Genomic DNA, 19,706 nt, shown 5'->3' with positions numbered 1-19,706 from the left:
CGGAGATGTGTATAAGAGACAGCCCCGGCACCGGCCACATACAACTCCCCCACCACACCCGCCGGCACCGGCCGCAACCACCCATCCAACACAAACAACCCCGCCCCCGGCACCGGCGCACCGATCGGCGGCGCCCCCGAACCCGCCGTTAACGGGGCACTGATCGACGCATAGACCGTCGTCTCGGTCGGACCATAAGCATTGACCATCACCCGCCCGGGCGCCCAACGATCCACCAGCCCGCCCGGGCAGGGCTCAGCAGCGACCACCAACGCCGCCGACTCCAACCCCTCCGGCGCCAACACCCCCACCGCAGACGGAGTTTGACTCAACACACTGACCCGCTCGGCAACCAGCAACGCATGAAACTCCTCCGGCGACCGCGTCACCGCCTCGGGCACCACCACCAAACACCCGCCATGCAACAACGCACCCCAGATCTCCCACACCGAAAAGTCGAAGGCATACGAATGACACTGCGCCCACACCTGCCCCGACCCCAACCGCACACCCACCTCAAGGCCGTCAAACAACCCAGTCACATTGCGGTGGGTCACCGCCACCCCCTTAGGCACCCCCGTGCTACCCGAGGTGTAGATCAAATACGCGATCTCATCCGCACCCGGCGCCGGCAACGCGGTACCGGATTGGGCGCCCACAGCAGGATCATCGACATCGATCACCACCAACTCATGCCCGTCCAACCGCGAACCCAACCCGCCAATGGTGACCGCGGCGACCGGCGCGGCGTCGCCAACCATGAACCCAATCCGCGCGTCGGGCAACGCCGGATCAATCGGCAGATACGCCGCCCCCGCTTTGAGCACCGCCACCATCGCCACGATCGCCTCAACGCAACGCGAAAACACCAACGCCACATACCCACCCGGCCCCGCACCACAAGCAACCAGCAAGTGCGCCAACCGATTAGCGGCCACATCGAGCTCCCGGTACGTCATCGACCGGCCCTCAAACCGCACCGCCACCGCATCCGGACACCGAGCCACCTGCGCAGCAAACAACACCGGAACCGACACCGGCGTAATCCCCGACCGGGTCAACACCGCCCGATTACCCCACCCATCCAGCCGAGCACGCTCAGCCGCATCCGGGCCCACCCGGCCCTCCAAACCCGGCCGGCTCACCTGACCCAAAGCACTGGACGCCGCCTACGCGAGCTTTGAGACCGCCGCGAGGGCTGGCCGCAGGCTGTGCTGGTCATCGGTGCGCATCGGTCCTCCTGATCGGTCGGTCGGCCAGCAGTCGCACGAAGGGTGTCAGAATCCCACTGGAGCTATTCACTACCAGATTTGCGGGTTGCCTGAGCGCAAACGCCGGATGAAGTTTACCGAGGTTTTTCATTTTGAAGCGCATGGCATTGAAGTAGCCACTGGTGCACGCCGAGTGCCGTAAGCGCGGAGCCGAGGTCCGTCTCTTCGCGGTCCGGTTTCGACTACCGGGGACGGCTGATAAGGGTGTTCTCCAGGAACAAGAACTCGATCCCCGTTCTGAGGAATGTCTCCAGGGCCTCTGCGGGGGTATTCACGATCGGTTGCCCCTTCACGTTAAAACTTGTGTTGAGGACCATTTCTCGACCCGTAGTGCGGCCGACGGCGCGAAGCAAGGTGTGGAACGACGCATCGTCCCCGGAGCTAACCGTCTGTACCCGAGCCGAACCATTGACGTGCGTGACCGCCGGGAGCTGGGCACGATGTTCTTGCCGCACGTCCACGGTGATGATCATGTACGGGAGCTCGGTCATCGGCGGGACCTCGAACCAGCGGTGCACCTGCTCGATCGTCACCGCCGGAGCGAACGGCCGGAACGCTTCACGCATCTTGACCATGGAGTTGATGCGGCCGCGCATCTCCGGGTGTCCGGGATCCGCCAGGATACTGCGGTGCCCCAGGGCACGCGGGCCGAACTCCATCCGGCCCCGGTACCACGCGATGACCCGACCGTCCCGAATCAGGTCAGCCGCGCGCTCACACGCCGCCTCCAGTCCATCGAACCGTTCCACCTCGATCCGATCTGCCGCGCCGGAGATCGCTGATTCGATTGCGTCGTGCGAATGGGCGGGACCGAGAAACGGAACCGGGAATCGTCGATTAGGCAAATCCTTGTGATGCAACGAGGCCCGGTGCAGAGCTGCCCCCAGCGCAGATCCGTCGTCACCCGCAGCGGGCTGAACGTAGATGTCGTCGAAAAGGCCGGACCGAAGCAGCTTGCCGTTCGCCGTGCAATTGAGCGCGACGCCGCCGGCCATCGCCAGCTTTCGCAAGCCGGTCTGTCGGCCGAAGTGCCCGCAGAGATGTTCCATAGCCCGGTCCAGACCGGCCTGCAAGGCCGCGGCGACGTCCCGGTGGTCGTCGGTGATCGGGTCGTCCGGCATTCGCGGCGGACCCAGGTGCTCAGCGAGATAGCGGCGTGTGACCAGCTGGTTCTCCCGCTCTTCGCGCGATTCGTTCAGGGTGAGCGGGGGAATCCGGATGGAACCGTTGGGACGCAGGTCAATCGCGTGTTCGAAGAACGAGCGGAACCGTTCCGGATCGCCGTACGGCGCCAGTCCCATGATTTTGTATTCGTCGGCCCCGAACTCGAAGCCGAGGTGCAGCGTCACGAGTGAATACAGGATCCCGATCGAGTGGGCCGCCGAGATTTCGTGAAGCTTCTCCAGCCCTCCCGCGCTCGCTCGATAGACGGTCGCGCTAACCACCTCGCCCATGCCGTCGATGACGACGACCAGGCATTCGTCAAACCCTGACGTGAAGTAGGCGCTCGCCGCATGCGCTTGGTGATGGCCGACGTGATGGAACCGGTCCGCAGGGAAGCCCTTCAGATCTCGCTCGACGAGGCGGAGAAGTGCCTCGCGGGAATAGACTTCGCGGTACAGCTCCGAGGCAACCGGGTCGAGCGAGAACAGGGGCCGGTAGGGTTCGTAATCAAACCCGTGCGCCAGTTCGTCAACGTCCGCGAGCGCCAGGCCGGCCTCCGATAGGCAGTACTCGATTGCCCGGACCGGGAACCGTGGGCTGTGCTTTTCCCTATTGAATCGCTCTTCTGCCGCGGCGGCCACGACCCGGCCGTCGACTACCAGGGCCGCCGCGGAATCATGTCCCTGCGAGATCCGATACTCGCGTTCGTCGAGCGATGGCCAGTGGGCTCTCTTGAACGGCATCGAATTCTCAAAGCCACTAATCCCCAAGATATTCATCCCAATTTTTCCCGCGAGTCGTGCCGCATCTTCTGGAATTGAGCTCGTCGTCCTCCCGCCATCGCAAAAGCCGAAGGTGGGCATCCCGTTTGGCGTCATGGGTCTCAGAACTGACGATGACCGACCCGGACTCCTGGATCGTCATTGTGGCGTAACGGATGTTCGTGCGCCAATTCAGCGCGCCGCCAGACATCGCCTGGGCGACTTATATGCCTAAGCTTATCCATAGCGTCGACGACGGTGCTTCCGCTCACCGGCTGGTGGGATGTTCCGGGTGGACCAGGTTCTCGACGGCGCCATATTGGGTCATCATCGTGATCCGGGAGGGCGGTCTGCACGGATCGGTCGGCTGACTCCGTATCCAGCATCTGCTGGTTACGAGATCACCGAATTTCCACACGAAACTGAGGAGCGCTACCTCTATTCGCATCGCGCGACGTATCCTCGCTAAGGGCGAACAGGGTAGGGGTTGCGTGGAGCACCAGTCGCTGACGAAGGCCGCATCAAACCGCGATGCCGCGGATCACGATGTTCTTCTCGTCAGCATGCCGTTCGGTTCGCTGTGCGATCCGTCCATTGCGCTCGGACTGCTGAAGGCTGGTCTCAACCGGGCTGGAATTAGCTGCGCCGTTAGATATTTCACGTTCCCATTCGCAGCGAAGATCGGGACGCAGCTGTATTTCGAGCTCGCTAACGGGACGCCGCGGCTTACGGCGCTGGTCGGCGAGTGGTTGTTCGCCGAAGCGCTGTGGGGACCGGGGCGCCTAGACAGTGCCGCCTACGTGGAGGAGGTCCTCCGGGATCGCGGCCGCGGCTCACGCAGTGATGACTTTTGGTCTTCGCACCGCTTCGCGGCTGATGCACCGGAGCGCGAGGAGTTCATCGAGGAAGTGTTGCGCGCCCGCGTTGCGGTGGCGCCCTTCCTCGACGACTGCGTCGACGAAGTGGTGTGCCGCCGTCCGCGGATTCTCGGCTTCACCAGTGTGTTTCAGCAGCAGATCGCTTCCCTGGCACTGGCATCACGGGTTAGGCAAGCCCTCCCGGAAACGTTCCTTCTGATCGGCGGCGCCAACGTCGAAGGCGCCATGGGCAGCGAGGCGGTGCACCAGTTCGGCTTCCTCGACGCAGTGGTGTCGGGTGAGGCAGACGCGGTGTTCCCGCAGCTGGTGCTTCGAGTCCTGGCTGGTGAGTCCATTGATGGACTACCTGGCGTCCTGACTCGCCGGACTCTTTCGCTGGCCGACGCGCCTTCGACGTTGGCGCCATCGAACGAGCAAACCGGGTTTGTTGACCTCAATGCGCTGCCTTACCCGGACTATGACGACTTTTTCCAACAGTTGCACTTCGAATCTGACGTCGCCCCGGCGCCCGTTCGGGTGACGTTCGAGACGTCGCGAGGGTGCTGGTGGGGCGCCAAACACCACTGCACATTTTGCGGTCTCAACGGCTTAAGCATGGCGTACCGCAGCAAACGACCGCAGCGCGCGCTCGACGAGCTGATGGCGTTGAATCAACGCTACCCCGGCCGCGCAATCAGTGTCGTCGATAACATCCTCGACACGAGCTACTTCCGGACTTTTCTTCCTCGGCTGCGCGATAGCGTCACAGATCTGAACCTGTTCTACGAGATCAAGTCGAACGTCGCCAAGGATCAACTGCGCGTGCTGCGTGACGCTGGTGTCATCTGTGTGCAACCGGGCATCGAGAGCCTGAGCACCCACATCCTGCGGTTGATGCGCAAGGGCGTCACCATGTTGCAGAACATCCAGACGCTCAAGTGGTGTCGAGAATTGGGCATCGATGTGGCGTGGAATATGATTTGGGGCTTTCCCGGTGAAACAGCCCGCGATTACGAGCAGTGCACGGCATTGGTGCCCCTGCTGACTCATCTGCAACCGCCGGGTATGAGGGCGCCAATTCGGCTCGACCGGTTCAGCCCCTACTTCGAACAGGCGCAGGACTTCGGCATCACCAACGTCCGACCGCATTTGGCCTACGAGCACCTGTACGACTTGCCGGCACCGGCCATTGCAAACCTGGCCTACTTTTTCCGATTCGACTACGCAGACGGGCGGCAGGTCCACCACTACACTGCCCCGCTGCTCGAGCAACTCGATATGTGGGCGCAGAACCACTCCACAAGCGAGCTCTTATACGTCGACAACGAAAATCACTTGTCGATAAGGGATCTTCGGCCCGCAGCGCGCCGACCGCATTATGTGCTCGACGGGCTATACCGCGAGGTGCTTCTCGCATGCGACCGGGTGCATGGCGTGGCCCACCTTGAGGCGCTTGCCGAGAAGCACGGTGGCCCAGAAACTCTGCCGGGCGTGCTCGCCGATCTGATCGACGCGGGTCTGCTGCTCACTGAAAATGGTCACTATCTGGCGCTCGCGCTGCCGGAAGGAAGCTATTCACGATTCACGCTGCGAGACCGTGATTGACGTGATTGAAAAGTGTCAGGTGATGCCGGACGATCTTGGCGGAACCTTTCAACCTGACTGGGTGACATCGAGATCGGCGAGCGGAAGCGCCATCGTGCTTGCTGGTCATGGAACAGCCGCGGTACAGCCGCAGCCACCGCTGGCCGCAAAATAGCGACGACGCCAGTCCCCCGCAGCTCGGGTAACGACGAATCACGGTGTGGTAGCGCTGATTACGATGCTCAACGAAGATCTTGGACCGCCGAGAAAGCGCACAGGGGCATCTGGGAACAGCTCGGACACGATCAGTCACGACCCGTCGGAAAGGCCTTCATCCAGCCAGCGTCATCGGCTACACGGCGCCATCGTGGAGGCGATGTACTGCGGGCGTTGGCAGCTTGGAATTGCCCACATCGCTCTAGAATCCACCGTGGATTGTCAACCCAAGTTCCACGGGACTCGGGGCGTGCTCAGCTGAAATACCTTATGGCGCTATCCAATCACCTCAGCGATAGCCGTTGCAATCAAGGTGTCGGTAACCAAGCGATCATATCGGCGCCCCCTGGGGGAGATCACCACCGGCGCGAAAGTCCCACACCGCGAGGCGATTTCGGTGTTCAAACCAGATCAGCTACCAACGGCCTGATCCGCTGCGCCAGGTCCGCCAGCGGCGAGGACGCCTGCGTCAATACCACCGATTCCGTCAGGCACGCACTACGTGGCGGCCCGGGGCGCGGAGTTATCCCCGGCATTGCGGTTAACCCTCCGCGAACTTTGGTGTCGACAACGACGACAGTTCGTCCGCGGTATCAAGCAGAGCTTCGTCTTTGTCGATGTGTCGTGACGTTACCCAGTTGGCATCACCCGGAAAGGGAGTTAGAAAGCTTTTGAGATTTTCACCGACGTCGTCAGTGGCGAACACTACGGCGAAGTCTTCTAAGGGGCGAGCGCCGTCGAATAGGTCGGCCAGGTCGTGATGACGCAGAAACTCAAGGGATTCGGCGAACGAACCGTACGACACCGCCTCGAAAACCACCTCCTTGCGCACGGCCGCCGCCAGATCGACTGCCACCGGAGCGGGGGGCCGACTTTTGAGGACGATGCGGCCGCCGGGACGTAAGACCCGGATGATCTCGTCGAAGGCCGCCGCGACCGGCTCAGTCTCGATGACGAAGTCGTAGGCATCCGTTTCCAGCGGCGCCGACGAGTCCATCCGGTGCGTCTCGACGGTCGAGAAGCCGGCAGTCAGCAGCACGCGCTTAGTCAGCTCTGCGATCCGGCTGTCGCCATAAATCAGTCCGCGCTCCCCGGGCTGAATGCCGGCCTTCAGCACGGCAAGCGAGGCGCATACCGGTTCGGCGTAGGCACCTTCGGTGAAAGACAGCGCCTGCGGCAGATGATGGACCACCGCGGCCGGCACGGCAATGTACTCAGCAAAGGCTCCGTGCCGCGTTACTCCGAGGAACTGATAGTGCGGGCAGCATTCCGGCATGCCAGTGACACATCGGCGGCATGCGCCACATGGGATCGCCGGCATTACCACCACCCGGTCTCCGGTAGCAAACCCGTAATTGTCCCCGCCCGCCGCGACAACGCCGGCGAACTCGTGGCCGAGAATCACCGGGTCCGCACATGACAGCCTTCCCTGAGCGACGAAGACGTCGGTGCGGCACACACCGGCCACCTCGACCCGGATCAGGACCTCGCCCGGTTCCGGCGCGGGCACCGGCACCCGGCACATCTGCACCGTATGCCCCTGCTTTACGACCGCCCGCATCTCCGTCACCTCGCGCGCCCCTTTCCGGTGTGACGCCTTTCGGGCGCATGAACCATCTTGGGTTCCGGGCGCTGTACGTATCGCACTGCGCCTTCGGTCGGTGCAGAGTGTACCCAAGAAATATGGAGGCGCAGGCAATTCGGCAAGACGTTTCCGCGGCGGCGCGGACGGCACGGGATGCCGGGGACCCGCCAACAGACCGCCAAATGTGTAGGCATGCATAGGATTTCGATCGATGTGCCAGTGCTGAGCAGCTGCGCGACGAGGTCGTTGGTGGAATGCGACGGATACTCGGGTGGATGAACGCGGCAACAACACCGCCATGTCGGCCAAACCTGTTGTGGGGCAGATTAACCAGTCAGCTGCGAAGCAGCTGTTCCCGGGACCTGCCCGCATCCCGGGTGTCGAGGTCACCGGAACCCCTACGACCGCCCGAGAACCTCCCCACGGTTGGCCGCAATCCGCTCGTAATGATGTGCACCAATCTTGCCGGAGTCGCGTGCAGCACGGTTTCCGCATGTACCCTTTACACTCGGTGCCGACTTCGTCGTTCGGGAGGCGCTATGAGCCTGAGCACCGCCCGCAGCGCGCGGGTGTTTAGCGCCGGGGGCCATTGCTTCACGTGGGTCGAGGTGGTCGAGTGGGCTCGTGCCCGCGGACACTGGCCAGCGTTACAGCAGCGGGTTGGTGCGCTGCTCGTCCGTGAGCGCGAACTTGTCGAGGCTGGCGCACTGCCGGACGCGGCACAGGCGCAGGCCGCCGCCGACAGCTTCCGCCACCGGCACAACTTGTTGACCGCCGACCAACTCGAGAAGTGGCTCCAGCGACATGATGTCACTGTCGACGAGTGGAAGGGCGAGATGTTGCGCTCGCTGCTGGAGCCTTCCGGTGACGCCGCGGGGGTGTCGCCAGACGTGGTCGAGCGCGCGTGCTGGGTACACGGCATCTGCTCGGGACAGCTAGCCGCATACGCGCACACCATGGCCGAAGAGATCGCGGTGCATCTGCGCGATCAGCCCCTGACCCTGTCACCCGACGAACTGGCAGCGCTGCCGGAAGAGCGTGAGCGCTTCTGCTCCGATCAACTGCGCAGAGAAGCACTGACCGCCGAGATCACCGACAACCAAGTCGGCTGGACGCGTCTGGACCTGCGGCGTTTGATTCACAGCGACGAGATGGTGTTACGGGAGGCGGCGTTGTGCGTGCGCCTGGATGGCCGTGCGCTGGCCGATGTCGCCAACACTGCGAAAGCGGAGCTGCGCGAAATCAGCTTGCTGCTCGACGATGCCGAGCCGTCACTGCGCACGAGGTTGCTCGCGGCAAGTCCCGGCGAACTCATCGGCCCGGTAGCCACCGACAGCGGTCATCAGCTGATCCTGGTCGTGCGGCGAGTCGCCCCGAGCCTGGACGACACGATGGTGCGCCGTCGCGCAGAGGAGACGGTCATCAGGCGCGCGCTGGCAGCCGAGGTCAACCGCCACGTGAACTGGCATGAGCGTCTCTGATCGCCCGCACGCGCCCAGCGCCCCGGCCGAGCTGCGCCGGGTCGCGCTGCTGGAGCTGATGCCGGCAGACGTTCGCCGGCTGGTCGAAGCGTCGTTCACTCGTGTGCAGTTCGATTTCGGCGAGGTGATAGTCGCCGAAGGCGATGAAGCAAACGCGCTGTTCGTGATCCAGTCCGGTACGGCGCGGGTGATCAAGGCCGGTGATAACCGAGAGGAGCTCCCGCTCAACGTTCTGCGCTCTGGTGATGTCTTCGGTGAACGTGCGTTGCTGGAGCCTGAACGGCGGCGCACGGCCACGGTACGCGCGTCCAGCCCCATGGAGGCGCTGCGGCTGGACCGCGCGGTGTTCGAGGCGTTGGTCCGTAGCGAGCCGGAGGTGGGCCGCTATGTCGACCTGTACATCCGGCGCCACGAGCTGCGCGATTTCTTGCGCCAATACACCGCTTTCGCTGACCTTCCTCCCGAGGGTATGCGGGTGCTGTTGGACGGGCTGATCGCCTCCTCGGTACCTGCCGGAGAGCTGGTGGTTCGTCAGGGCGAGCCGGCGGGCCCGATGTATGTCGTGCGCCACGGCCGGCTGCGCGCCTATATCGATCGCGCCGGTGTCCGCGAACAGCGGATGTATTTGCGACGCGGCGATTTCTTCGGCGAGGTGTCGTTGCTGCGTGGTACCGATCGCACGGCCAGCGTGGAGGCCGTCAGCGATTGCGAGCTGTGGGCGCTCGAGCCGCAGCTGTTTGCCCAGCTGGTCGCCGAGCATCCGCGGTTTCGGGAACACATCGAGCAGCGTGTCTCCGCCTACGACTACCGCCGCTTCGCAAACGTGCCGCTCGACTTCGCTGACGAGCTGCTGCCAGCGGATGCCGCCGGGCCCGAAGTTCTCAGCGAGGAACAGACTCGTGCCGCCGCGACCCCGTACCCGCCACGAGCGCAAGCCGACATTGAAATCGAGCAGTTCGATGGTTTTGCGCGTCCCCGCAGGCGCATCCGCCGCTTTCCCGTGATACTGCAGAACGACGCGACGGAGGCCGGTGGCGCGTCGCTGACGATGGTGTGCCGTTATTACGGCCGCAACGTGTCATCCGTGCGTGTGCGCGAGGCAGTCCACACCGCCGTTGACGGTACGAGTCTGCTAGGCATCAGGCAGGGCGCGGAGTCCCTCGGGTTCAAAGTACGCGCCGCGCAGGTGTCCAAGAGTCGGCTGGACACGATGCCGCTGCCGGCGATTTTGAACTGGGCGAACAACCACTGGCTCGTCCTGTACCACGTCAATGCCCGGCACGCTTGGGTGGTCGATCCGGCTCGGGGGCGCCGCCGGTTGGAGCGAACCGAACTGGAGGCGAATTGGTCGGGCTACGCGGCCCTGTTCGCCCCTACCGAGGCCCTGCTGGAGGTCCCGGAGGAACGTTCGCGTCTCGGCTGGTTCCTCGGGTTTTTCAAGCCCTACCGGCGCACGTTGCTCATCGCGGTTGTGCTCGCCTTTCTGTCCGCCGCCGGCTCGATGCTGATTCCCGTGTTGAGCAAGTTCATCGTCGACAAGGTGATCCGCGCGGACGACGTGCAGCTACTCACCATGCTCGTGTTGGTCATGTTCGGCGCGCTGCTGCTGTCGGTGGTGGTAACGATCGTCCAGAGGCTGCTGCTGAGTCGTATCGCGGTTCGGGTGGACCGAGAGACCCTGGACACGCTTTCCGAGGTACTCCTGGCACTGCCGATGAGCTACTTCCACGCCCGGCGCATCGGCGACATCGGGCGCCGGCTCAGTGGCCTGCAGACCGCGCGCGAGATCGCGATAAACAGGGGAGTAATCTGCCTGACCTCCGTCGCTCAGGTGGTCGTTGCCGTCGCCTTCATGTTCGTTTTCAGTTGGCGTCTGACGCTCGTGTATCTGATCAGTTCCGTGCCGCTGTATTGGGCACTCATGTGGTACATCCAGGCGCGCCTGCAACCCACTTACGAGGGGCTCGAAGAGTCCTGGGGCAAATACCAGTCCCGACAAATCGACTCCATCAGGGGCATCGAGACGGTCAAGGCAATGGGCGCCGAGGAGTCGCTGCGCCGCATAATGCTCAATCAGTTCAACGACCTCTCGGGCAAGGTGTACCGGGCGGATCGCATGCTAATGCTGTTCAACGGAGCAGTTCAGCTGATCTCGTTCCTGTCCCTGGCGCTCTTCTTGTGGCTCGGCGCGCTGCAGGTGTTGCACCACCATCTGACGGTGGGGGGACTGATCACCTTCAACGCGCTGGTGCTGCTCACCAACCAGCCGATCGTGACCGTCGTGCAGTCATGGGATGTGCTGCAGCACACGGTTGTCCTACTCGGTCGACTCAACGACGTCCTCGAGCACGAGCCTGAGCAGGGTGCGGATCACTCGGGATTGACGCCGGTGAAATCCATCTCCGGCCATGTTCACTTCCGGCGCTTGAGCTTTCAGTATCCCGGTCCGGCCCAGGCGCCGGTCTTGGACGAGGTCGAATTCGATGTCCAGCCCGGTACCCGGGTCGCCATCGTAGGTCGTAGCGGGTCGGGTAAGACGACACTGATCAAGTGCCTGTGCGGGCTGCTGGAGCCGACGGGCGGCAACATCCTCTACGACGGCGCCGAGCTGACCAGCCTGGATATGCGCGAGTTACGCCGCCAGATCGGCTTTGTGCTGCAGGAAAACCACATGTTCGATGCGACGATCGCGGAGAACATCGCCTTCGGTACCGAACAGCCAGACCCGGAACAGGTGATGTGGGCGGCGCGGGTCGCCAACGCCGCGGGTTTCATCGAGCGGCTACCGATGGGCTATGAAACACGGATCGGCGAATCGGGGCTGCTGCTGTCCGGCGGCCAGCGTCAACGCATCGCGATCGCGCGTGCCGTCTACCACCGTCCACCGGTGCTGGTTTTCGACGAGGCGACCAGCGCCCTCGACACCGAGTCCGAGCGGGCCGTCAAGGAAAACCTCGACCAACTGCTGCAGGGGCGCACGTCATTTGTGATCGCTCATCGGCTCAGCACAGTACGCGACGCCGACATCATCATCGTGCTCGAGCAGGGTCGGCTGGTCGAGCGCGGCACGCATGACGAGCTGATGACGCGGCAAGGTCTCTACTACTACCTGTGCAGCCAGCAGCTCGGCATGTGAGTAAAGGGCGCATGCATCGCGTGAACAGGTACGTCGACCCGGTTCTGGCAGACGACACGTCCAGCCGTAGAAGTGCGACTAGCTTGTAACCGTGGTTACCGACTGGGAGCGCGAACCGCGGGCCCATCTCGTCTTCCAGGCCGACGGCGGCGAGCGCAAAGTGGCAATCTTCGATCAACTCTTCATCGGCCGCGAGTGCGCGGGGATCCGCGAAAATCGCCGGCTGGTATTACGCGAGCCGGGCATCTCGCGAAACCATTGCGAGATCCGTTTGGACTCCGTCACCGACCAGGCATTCATAATCGATACAAGCACCAACGGCACTCTGCTCAATGGCGCGCGCCTGGAACGAGCCGTGCTGGTTGCGATCAAGCCCAACGATGACATCAGGATTGGCGACGTCGCGCTCACCTTCCGATCGGACCGGTTCAAGACGGTCCGGAACACCGTCGGAAAACTGACCGAGGCTCGAATTTTCGAGTCGACCATGGTGATGGTGGTCGGGGACATCATCAACTACTCGACGATCTCCGAGGTCACCGACAACAGACTTATCGCGCAGAGCCTGAACCACCTTTGGCACGAGCTGGGCACGTTGCTGAGAGCCCACCGCGGCACGCTCAATCATTACGCCGGTGATGCGCTGTATGCGGTCTGGGAACTGCAGACGCTTCCCCAAGCCAACGAGCTAGCGGTCGACTTCGCGCTAGCGGCGAACCAGAAGGTCGAAGAAATCGCGCCCGAACTCCCACTGCGCGACCCGCACGGTTCGCCGATCCGGATGGGCTGGGGCGTGGTACAGGGCACCGCCGCGATCGCCGCGATGACACGATCGGTCGAGGCCGTCATAGGCGACGCGACCAACGTGGCGTTCCGGTTGGCCGGCATCGCCGGACGGGCCGGACGCGCGTCCGTGATGGTCACCGATGCCGTGCATGCCGCCGTGGAGGCGCAATACGTGTGGGGCCAGCCCGCTCAAGTAGAGATCAAGGGCCGAAGCGGAACAACGACCGTGTATCCGGTCATTGCACGCACCGCGCCGTAGATGACGGGGCCCGCCCCAGGAACGGACAATACGGACGTGCGAACCCAGCTGGCACAGTCTTGGCGCAACGGGGTTCGCCGTCATGTTCGAATTGACCAATATCACCCTGACCTGCATCCATTGGTGGGCGCGGACGGTATCGAACCGCCGACCGCTGGTGTGTAAAACCAGAGCTCTACCACTGAGCTACGCGCCCTTGAAACCGGGGTCCGCAGCAGGCTACCCGCCCGCGGCCCAACCACCCAAACCTTCAGGCTCGCAAAGCCGCCAGCGCATCGGTCCACAGCCGCTGATCGCGGGCCTCACCCGGCTGTTTCATCTCGGCGAATCGGATGATCCCCGACCGGTCGATGACGAAGGTACCGCGGTTGGAGACGCCGGCCCGGTCGTTGAACACGCCGTAGGCCTGGCTGACCCCACCGTGCGGCCAGAAATCGGACAGCACCGGAAAGGTGAACCCGCTCTGCGTCGCCCAGATCTTGTGCGTCGGCGGTGGGCCCACCGAAATGGCAAGTGCCGCACTGTCATCGTTCTCGAACTGCGGCAGGTGGTCACGCAGTTGGTCCAGCTCGCCCTGACAGATCCCGGTGAATGCCAGCGGGAAGAACACCAGCAGCACGTTCTTCGCGCCGCGATAGTCGCTGAGGGTGACGGGTTGCTGATTCTGGTCGCGCAGCGTGAAGTCCGGAGCGGTGGCCCCGACGTCGAGCATCAGCGCTTCCCGGCCCGTGACTTCGGCTGGACCAGCCGGCTGGCGCTCCAATTGCCGAGATTGACCGACGAGGTCGGCATCAACCCGGCAGTGGGTGCCGCCTCGGCGATGTCGGCGGGCAGCACATGGCCGGGCCGGCCGGTCTTGGGGGTCAGCACCCAGATCACGCCGTCTTCGGCCAGCGGGCTGATCGCGTCCATCAGGGTGTCCACCAGATCGCCGTCGCCGTCGCGCCACCACAGCAGCACGACGTCCACGACCTCGTCGGTGTCTTCATCCAGCAGCTCGCTGCCGCAGGCTTCCTCGACCGCCGCCCGGATCTCGTCGTCGGCGTCTTCGTCCCAGCCCCACTCCTGGACGACTTGGTCTCGTTGGATGCCCAGTTTGCGAGCGTAGCTCGGGGCGTGATCCGCCGCGACCACCGTGGAACCTCCCTTGTTCAACCACACGACGCGTGATGGGCACTATCGTCGCACAAATGCCATCGAGCCAATAACGCCGCCTCAAAAGGAGGCCATGCACATTTTCAGCGCCTTGGTCTTGGTGTCGTTGAGCTGATCGACTCGCCGGTTGAACTCGCCCGTCGGTGCGTGGGTGCCGATGGCATTCGCCACCGCCAGCGCCGCATCGGCATAGGCGTTGAGCGCGTCGCGCATCTGCCGCGACAGCGCGTCGCTGAGACTGCCCGTCACCGATGAGGCGCTGTTGTTGAGCGCTTCGATGGCCGGGCCCTCGGTCGGCCCGGTGCTGCGGCCGGCATTGAACGCCGCGACAAAGGCATTCACCTTGTCGATGGCGTCCTTGCTGGTGGTTGCCAGCGTGTCACAGGAGCTGCGGATCGCCTTGGTCGTCAGCGACTGTTGCCGCTGGGATTCGCGGATACTGGACGTCGCCGACGAGGCCGACACCGACACCGACACCGACGACCGGTAGGCCGGAGCGACCTTGGTGTCGGGGGTCGCGGTGCCCTCGGTGACGCTGGTACACCCCAGAATTGCCATCAGCAGCACCGCGATGCAACCGCAGACCTGGGCGACTCGCCTGGCATTCAGACTGGCCACCACCCCCGCGTGCCGGCCAGCGGCGGCACGCCATCCGATGAGCACGGCTAGTGACGTTACCGGGTCGGGGCGTCAACTGTCCGCGACGCTCCACCGAGGCCTCCGGCCACCCCGATCCGCAGCACCGATCGGGCGGCGGCTATCCGCCCGCGACGTCGGTGCGGCACGATAGGGGGACGGACCACCGACGCGTCCCCAGCAGCACACCCGCCGACTCCAGGAGTAGCGCGTGACCACCGAGTTCGCCCGCCACGATTTGGCCAAAACCCCAAGCAGCGCAAGCGAACCCGACCGCGTTCGGGTTATCCGCGAAGGCGTGGCGTCCTATCTGCCCGACATCGATCCCGAAGAGACCGCCGAATGGCTGGAGTCCTTCGACGAGATGCTGGAGCGCTCCGGCCCGTCGCGGGCGCGCTACCTGATGTTGCGGCTGCTGGAACGCGCCGGCGAACAACGGGTGGCCATCCCGGCGCTGACGTCGACGGACTACGTCAACACCATCCCGACGGAGCTGGAGCCGTGGTTCCCGGGCGACGAGGACGTCGAACGCCGCTACCGGACCTGGATCAGATGGAACGCGGCGATCATGGTGCATCGGGCGCAACGGCCCGGGGTTGGCGTGGGTGGTCACATCTCGACCTACGCGTCGTCCGCGGCGCTCTACGAGGTCGGTTTCAACCACTTCTTCCGCGGCAAATCGCATCCCGGCGGCGGGGACCAGATCTTCATCCAGGGCCACGCATCCCCGGGTATTTACGCGCGCGCCTTCCTGGAAGGACGACTCAGCGCAGACCAGCTCGATGGCTTCCGCCAGGAACACAGCCACCCCGGCGGCGGGTTGCCGTCCTACCCGCATCCGCGGCTGATGCCCGACTTTTGGGAATTCCCCACCGTCTCGATGGGCCTGGGCCCGCTCAACGCCATCTACCAGGCGCGGTTCAACCACTACCTGCACGACCGCGGCCTCAAGGACACCTCCGACCAGCACGTGTGGTGTTTCTTGGGCGACGGCGAGATGGACGAGCCGGAAAGCCGCGGGCTGGCACACATCGGGGCGCTGGAAGGCCTGGACAACCTGACCTTCGTGATCAACTGCAACCTGCAGCGCCTCGACGGCCCGGTCCGCGGCAACGGCAAGATCATCCAGGAGCTGGAGTCGTTCTTCCGCGGAGCCGGCTGGAACGTGATCAAGGTGGTGTGGGGCCGCGAATGGGACGCCCTGCTGCACGCCGACAAGGACGGCGCGCTGGTCAACCTGATGAACGTCACGCCAGACGGTGATTACCAGACCTACAAGGCCAACGATGGCGCCTATGTGCGCGACCACTTCTTCGGCCGGGACCCGCGCACCAAGGCGCTGGTGGAAAACATGACCGATTCCGAGATCTGGAACCTCAAGCGCGGCGGCCACGACTACCGCAAGGTCTATGCGGCTTACCGAGCTGCCGTCGACCACAAAGGGCAGCCGACGGTGATCCTGGCCAAGACCATCAAGGGCTATTCGCTAGGCGCGCATTTCCAGGGCCGCAACGCCACCCACCAGATGAAAAAGCTTGCGCTGGAAGACCTTAAGTACTTCCGCGACGCCATGCGGATCCCGGTCAGCGACGCCCAGCTGGACGAAGACCCCTACCTGCCGCCGTACTACCACCCCGGCCGGGACGCCCCGGAGATCCGGTACATGCTCGACCGGCGCCGCACCCTCGGGGGCTTCGTGCCCGCGCGCCGGACCAAGACCAAGGCGCTGAAGCTTCCCGGCCGCAATATCTATGCCGCCCTGAAGAAGGGATCCGGAAGCCAAGAGGTCGCCACCACCATGGCGACGGTGCGCACGTTCAAGGAATTGTTGCGCGACAAGGAGGTTGGCCCCCGGATCGTCCCGATCATCCCGGACGAGGCCCGCACCTTCGGGATGGACTCCTGGTTCCCGTCGTTGAAGATCTACAATCGCCTTGGCCAGCTCTACACGGCAGTCGACGCCGAACTGATGCTGGCCTACCGGGAAAGCCAAGACGGCCACATCCTGCACGAGGGCATCAACGAAGCCGGGGCGGTGGGCTCGTTCATCGCGGCCGGCACGTCGTATGCGACGCACAACGAGCCGATGATCCCGGTCTACATCTTCTATTCGATGTTCGGTTTCCAGCGCACCGGCGACGGTTTGTGGGCCGCGGGCGACCAGATGGCGCGCGGGTTCCTGCTCGGCGCCACCGCGGGCCGCACCACGCTGACGGGCGAAGGCCTGCAGCACGCCGACGGCCACTCGCTGCTGCTGGCCGCCACGAACCCGGCGGCGGTGTCCTACGATCCGGCGTTCGCCTACGAGATCGCCTACATCGTGGAAAGCGGACTGGCCCGCATGTTCGGGGAGAACCCGGAGAACGTGTTCTTCTACATCACCGTCTACAACGAGCCCTACGTTCAGCCGCCCGAGCCGGAGAACTTCGATCCCGAGGGCGTGCTGCGGGGTATCTACCGGTACCGCGCAGCCACCGAACAACGCTCCAGCAAGGCACAGATCCTGGCCTCGGGGGTGTCGATGCCCGACGCGCTGCGGGCGGCCGAGATGCTGGCCGCCGAGTGGGACGTGGCCGCCGACGTGTGGTCGGTGACGAGTTGGAGCGAACTCAACCGCGACGGGGTGTCCGTCGAGAAGCAACGGCTGCGCAACCCCGGCCAGCCGGCGGGTGAGGCGTACGTCACCAAAGCGCTCGCCGATACCGCCGGCCCGGTGGTGGCGGTGTCGGACTGGATGCGTGCGGTCCCCGAGCAGATCCGCCCCTGGGTGCCGGGCACCTACGTGACGCTGGGCACCGACGGGTTCGGCTTCTCCGACACCCGCCCCGCCGCGCGGCGCTACTTCAACACCGACGCCGAGTCGACCGTCGTCGCGGTGCTGGAGGCGCTGGCCCGCGACGGTGAAATCGACCCGTCGGTGGCCGTGGCGGCCGCCCGTCAGTACCAGATCGACAATGTGCAGGCGGCAGCGAAGCAGGATGCCGATGCCGGCACGGCGACCTAGCGGACACCTAGCGGACACCTAGCGGACACCTAGGAGCGCACTGAATAACCCGTCCAGCGATCGTCGTGTCTGACGGCTATGGGCGGTGTGGCGTGTGATGATGTTGTGGTGCAAGGGATTACGCGATCGACCACGTTGTCGACCAATCAAGTCTGACCTACCGCCGAAGAGACGGCCTTGTCGGCGTTCTTCCCGCCCCTGCCGCGTTCGTTGTTCAGAAGCCTCCTAGCGGATACCTAGCGGACACCTAGCGGACACCTAGCGGACATAGCCCGCGAGCGGTGGATAAGACGACACTAAGAACCGCCCAAACTCTTTGGCGGGAAGTTCCAGAAGAAAGGCGTAGCTTTTAGGGGTGAACGACAACCAGTTTTCGCCCCAGTTTTCGCCATTGGCGAAGCTCGCGTCGTCGCGATCACCGCTCGAACTGCTGGACACCGTGCCCGATTCGCTGCTGCGACGGTTGAAGCAGTACTCGGGCCGGCTGGCCACCGAGGCGGTCTCGGTGATGCAGGAACGGTTGCCGTTCTTTGCCGATCTGGAGGCGTCCCAGCGCGCCAGCGTGGCACTGGTGGTGCAGACGGCCGTGGTCAACTTCGTCGAGTGGATGCAGGACCCGCACAGCGACGTGAGCTATACCGCACAGGCATTCGAACTGGTGCCCCAAGACCTGACCCGACGAATCGCGTTGCGTCACACCGTCGACATGGTGCGGGTCACCATGGAGTTCTTCGAAGAAGTGGTGCCGCTGCTGGCCCGCTCGGAGGAGCAGTTGACCGCGCTGACCGTGGGCATCTTGAAGTACAGCCGGGACCTGGCCTTCACCGCCGCCTCCGCCTACGCCGACGCCGCCGAAGCGCGCGGCACCTGGGACAGCCGGATGGAGGCCAGCGTGGTCGACGCGGTGGTACGCGGCGACACCGGCCCGGAGCTGCTGTCCCGGGCGGCGGCGCTGAACTGGGACACCACCGCGCCGGCAACGGTGGTGGTGGGCACCCCGGCGCCGGGGCGCGACGGGGCCGACGACAGCAAGCGCGCCAGTCAGGACGTCCGCGACATCGCCGCCCGCCACGGCCGGGCAGCGCTCACCGACGTACACGGCACCTGGCTGGTGGCCATCGTGTCCGGCCACTTGGCGCCCACCGATAAATTCCTCAAGGACCTGCTGAAGGCGTTCTCCGACGGGCCGGTGGTCATCGGGCCGACCGCTCCCATGCTCACCGCGGCCTATCACAGTGCCAGCGAGGCGATTTCGGGGATGAACGCGGTCGCCGGCTGGCGCGGCGCACCGCGCCCGGTGCTGGCCCGTGAATTGCTGCCGGAACGCGCCCTGATGGGTGACGCCTCGGCGATCGTGGCGTTGCACACCGACGTGATGCGGCCACTGGCCGACGCCGGCCCGACGCTCATCGAGACGCTGGACGCGTATCTGGATTGTGGCGGCGCGATTGAGGCGTGTGCCAGGAAGTTGTTCGTTCATCCAAACACCATCCGGTACCGGCTCAAGCGGATCACCGACTTCACCGGGCGTGATCCGACCCAACCGCGCGACGCCTATGTCCTGCGGGTGGCCGCGACAGTGGGCCAGCTCAACTATCCGGCACCGCATCCGGGCGCCGCGAACAATGCCATGGCAGCGGTTCCGCTCCCGCTCAGGCGGGGTGCCGAAGGGGCCTGAGGAGGGGCCCGACGGCCGAACCGGGACAATAGTGATTCAGGGCACAGATCGCGGGTCGATCTCAAACATGTAGCTTACGCGGCTATTTTGTAGGGTCTCTACAAAAACCTAAGACCAGGTTCATAATCTGTTA

Annotated in this window: 12 protein-coding genes, 1 tRNA gene and 1 pseudogene; 7 read left to right on the top strand and 7 right to left on the bottom strand. The window is 64.3% G+C overall.

Annotation, left to right across the window (positions count from 1 at the left end; translation table 11 throughout):
- Window positions 1-1,109: pseudogene (locus tag CDN38_RS33595) on the bottom strand (AMP-binding protein); the annotation flags it as partial.
- Between the two features lie 344 nt (window positions 1,110-1,453).
- On the bottom strand, window positions 1,454-3,298 hold the full coding sequence (locus tag CDN38_RS24340) for a carbamoyltransferase family protein (RefSeq protein WP_161951712.1): 1,845 nt from the start codon (window positions 3,296-3,298) through the stop codon (window positions 1,454-1,456).
- A 389-nt stretch (window positions 3,299-3,687) separates the two neighbouring features.
- Here CDN38_RS24340 and CDN38_RS24330 point away from each other — a divergent pair, with 389 nt between their 5' ends.
- Both CDN38_RS24330 and CDN38_RS30085 read left to right on the top strand, forming a co-directional pair.
- Window positions 3,688-5,658: a RiPP maturation radical SAM C-methyltransferase gene (locus CDN38_RS24330; RefSeq protein WP_075513465.1), complete on the top strand. Its 1,971-nt coding sequence runs from the start codon at window positions 3,688-3,690 to the stop codon at window positions 5,656-5,658.
- Complete coding sequence (locus tag CDN38_RS30085; RefSeq protein WP_161951711.1) at window positions 5,651-5,812, top strand: hypothetical protein; 162 nt, start codon at window positions 5,651-5,653, stop codon at window positions 5,810-5,812. The genes CDN38_RS24330 and CDN38_RS30085 overlap by 8 nt, the downstream gene beginning before the upstream one ends.
- Window positions 5,813-6,394: 582 nt before the next feature.
- On the opposite strand, the gene CDN38_RS29695 is transcribed toward CDN38_RS30085, so the two are convergent.
- A complete protein-coding gene (locus CDN38_RS29695) occupies window positions 6,395-7,378 on the bottom strand; it encodes a zinc-dependent alcohol dehydrogenase (RefSeq protein ID WP_233027113.1) in 984 nt (327 codons plus the stop codon).
- Between the two features lie 599 nt (window positions 7,379-7,977).
- Here CDN38_RS29695 and CDN38_RS24320 point away from each other — a divergent pair.
- The 3 genes from CDN38_RS24320 to CDN38_RS24310 all read left to right on the top strand — a co-directional run bounded on the left by CDN38_RS24320 (window position 7,978) and on the right by CDN38_RS24310 (window position 13,100).
- A complete protein-coding gene (locus tag CDN38_RS24320; RefSeq protein WP_075513463.1) occupies window positions 7,978-8,919 on the top strand; it encodes a hypothetical protein in 942 nt (313 codons plus the stop codon).
- A complete protein-coding gene (locus CDN38_RS24315; protein ID WP_075513462.1) occupies window positions 8,906-12,055 on the top strand; it encodes a peptidase domain-containing ABC transporter in 3,150 nt (1,049 codons plus the stop codon). Before CDN38_RS24320 ends, CDN38_RS24315 begins: the two co-directional genes overlap by 14 nt.
- A gap of 91 nt (window positions 12,056-12,146) precedes the next feature.
- On the top strand, window positions 12,147-13,100 hold the full coding sequence (locus tag CDN38_RS24310; protein WP_075513461.1) for an adenylate/guanylate cyclase domain-containing protein: 954 nt from the start codon (window positions 12,147-12,149) through the stop codon (window positions 13,098-13,100).
- 121 nt (window positions 13,101-13,221) lie between these two features.
- Here the strand turns inward: CDN38_RS24310 and CDN38_RS24305 are convergent.
- From CDN38_RS24305 to CDN38_RS24290, 4 genes are all read right to left on the bottom strand, one after another.
- A tRNA-Val gene (locus CDN38_RS24305) sits at window positions 13,222-13,296 on the bottom strand.
- A 54-nt stretch (window positions 13,297-13,350) separates the two neighbouring features.
- Entirely contained in the window at window positions 13,351-13,812 is a 462-nt protein-coding gene (locus CDN38_RS24300; RefSeq protein ID WP_075513460.1) for a peroxiredoxin, read from the bottom strand.
- A complete protein-coding gene (locus tag CDN38_RS24295) occupies window positions 13,812-14,234 on the bottom strand; it encodes a DUF3052 domain-containing protein (protein ID WP_075513469.1) in 423 nt (140 codons plus the stop codon). Before CDN38_RS24295 ends, CDN38_RS24300 begins: the two co-directional genes overlap by 1 nt.
- Window positions 14,235-14,315: 81 nt before the next feature.
- Window positions 14,316-14,918, bottom strand: a complete 603-nt coding sequence (locus CDN38_RS24290; protein ID WP_099319232.1) for an Rv2240c family protein — start codon at window positions 14,916-14,918, stop codon at window positions 14,316-14,318.
- Between the two features lie 184 nt (window positions 14,919-15,102).
- Between CDN38_RS24290 and aceE the strand changes: the two genes are divergently transcribed.
- Both aceE and CDN38_RS24280 read left to right on the top strand, forming a co-directional pair.
- Window positions 15,103-17,895, top strand: a complete 2,793-nt coding sequence (gene aceE, locus CDN38_RS24285) for a pyruvate dehydrogenase (acetyl-transferring), homodimeric type (RefSeq protein WP_075513459.1) — start codon at window positions 15,103-15,105, stop codon at window positions 17,893-17,895.
- Window positions 17,896-18,250: 355 nt separating this feature from the next.
- On the top strand, window positions 18,251-19,573 hold the full coding sequence (locus CDN38_RS24280; RefSeq protein ID WP_075513121.1) for a PucR family transcriptional regulator: 1,323 nt from the start codon (window positions 18,251-18,253) through the stop codon (window positions 19,571-19,573).
- Window positions 19,574-19,706: the final 133 nt, after the last annotated feature.

It is taken from the genome of Mycobacterium ostraviense, from assembly GCF_002705925.1.
GTDB lineage: Bacteria > Actinomycetota > Actinomycetes > Mycobacteriales > Mycobacteriaceae > Mycobacterium > Mycobacterium ostraviense.
The sequence above is the reverse complement of the archived record's forward strand: the minus strand, read 5'-3'. Positions and strand labels throughout refer to the sequence as shown.

Coding starts and splice junctions, on each gene's coding strand:
- CDN38_RS24340 (WP_161951712.1), bottom strand. CDS start 3,298: ATGCCCACCTTCGGCTTTTGCGATGGCGGGAGGACGACGAGCTCAATT.
- CDN38_RS29695 (WP_233027113.1), bottom strand. CDS start 7,378: ATGTGCCGGGTGCCGGTGCCCGCGCCGGAACCGGGCGAGGTCCTGATC.
- CDN38_RS24320 (WP_075513463.1), top strand. CDS start 7,978: ATGAGCCTGAGCACCGCCCGCAGCGCGCGGGTGTTTAGCGCCGGGGGC.
- CDN38_RS24315 (WP_075513462.1), top strand. CDS start 8,906: ATGAGCGTCTCTGATCGCCCGCACGCGCCCAGCGCCCCGGCCGAGCTG.
- CDN38_RS24300 (WP_075513460.1), bottom strand. CDS start 13,812: ATGCTCGACGTCGGGGCCACCGCTCCGGACTTCACGCTGCGCGACCAG.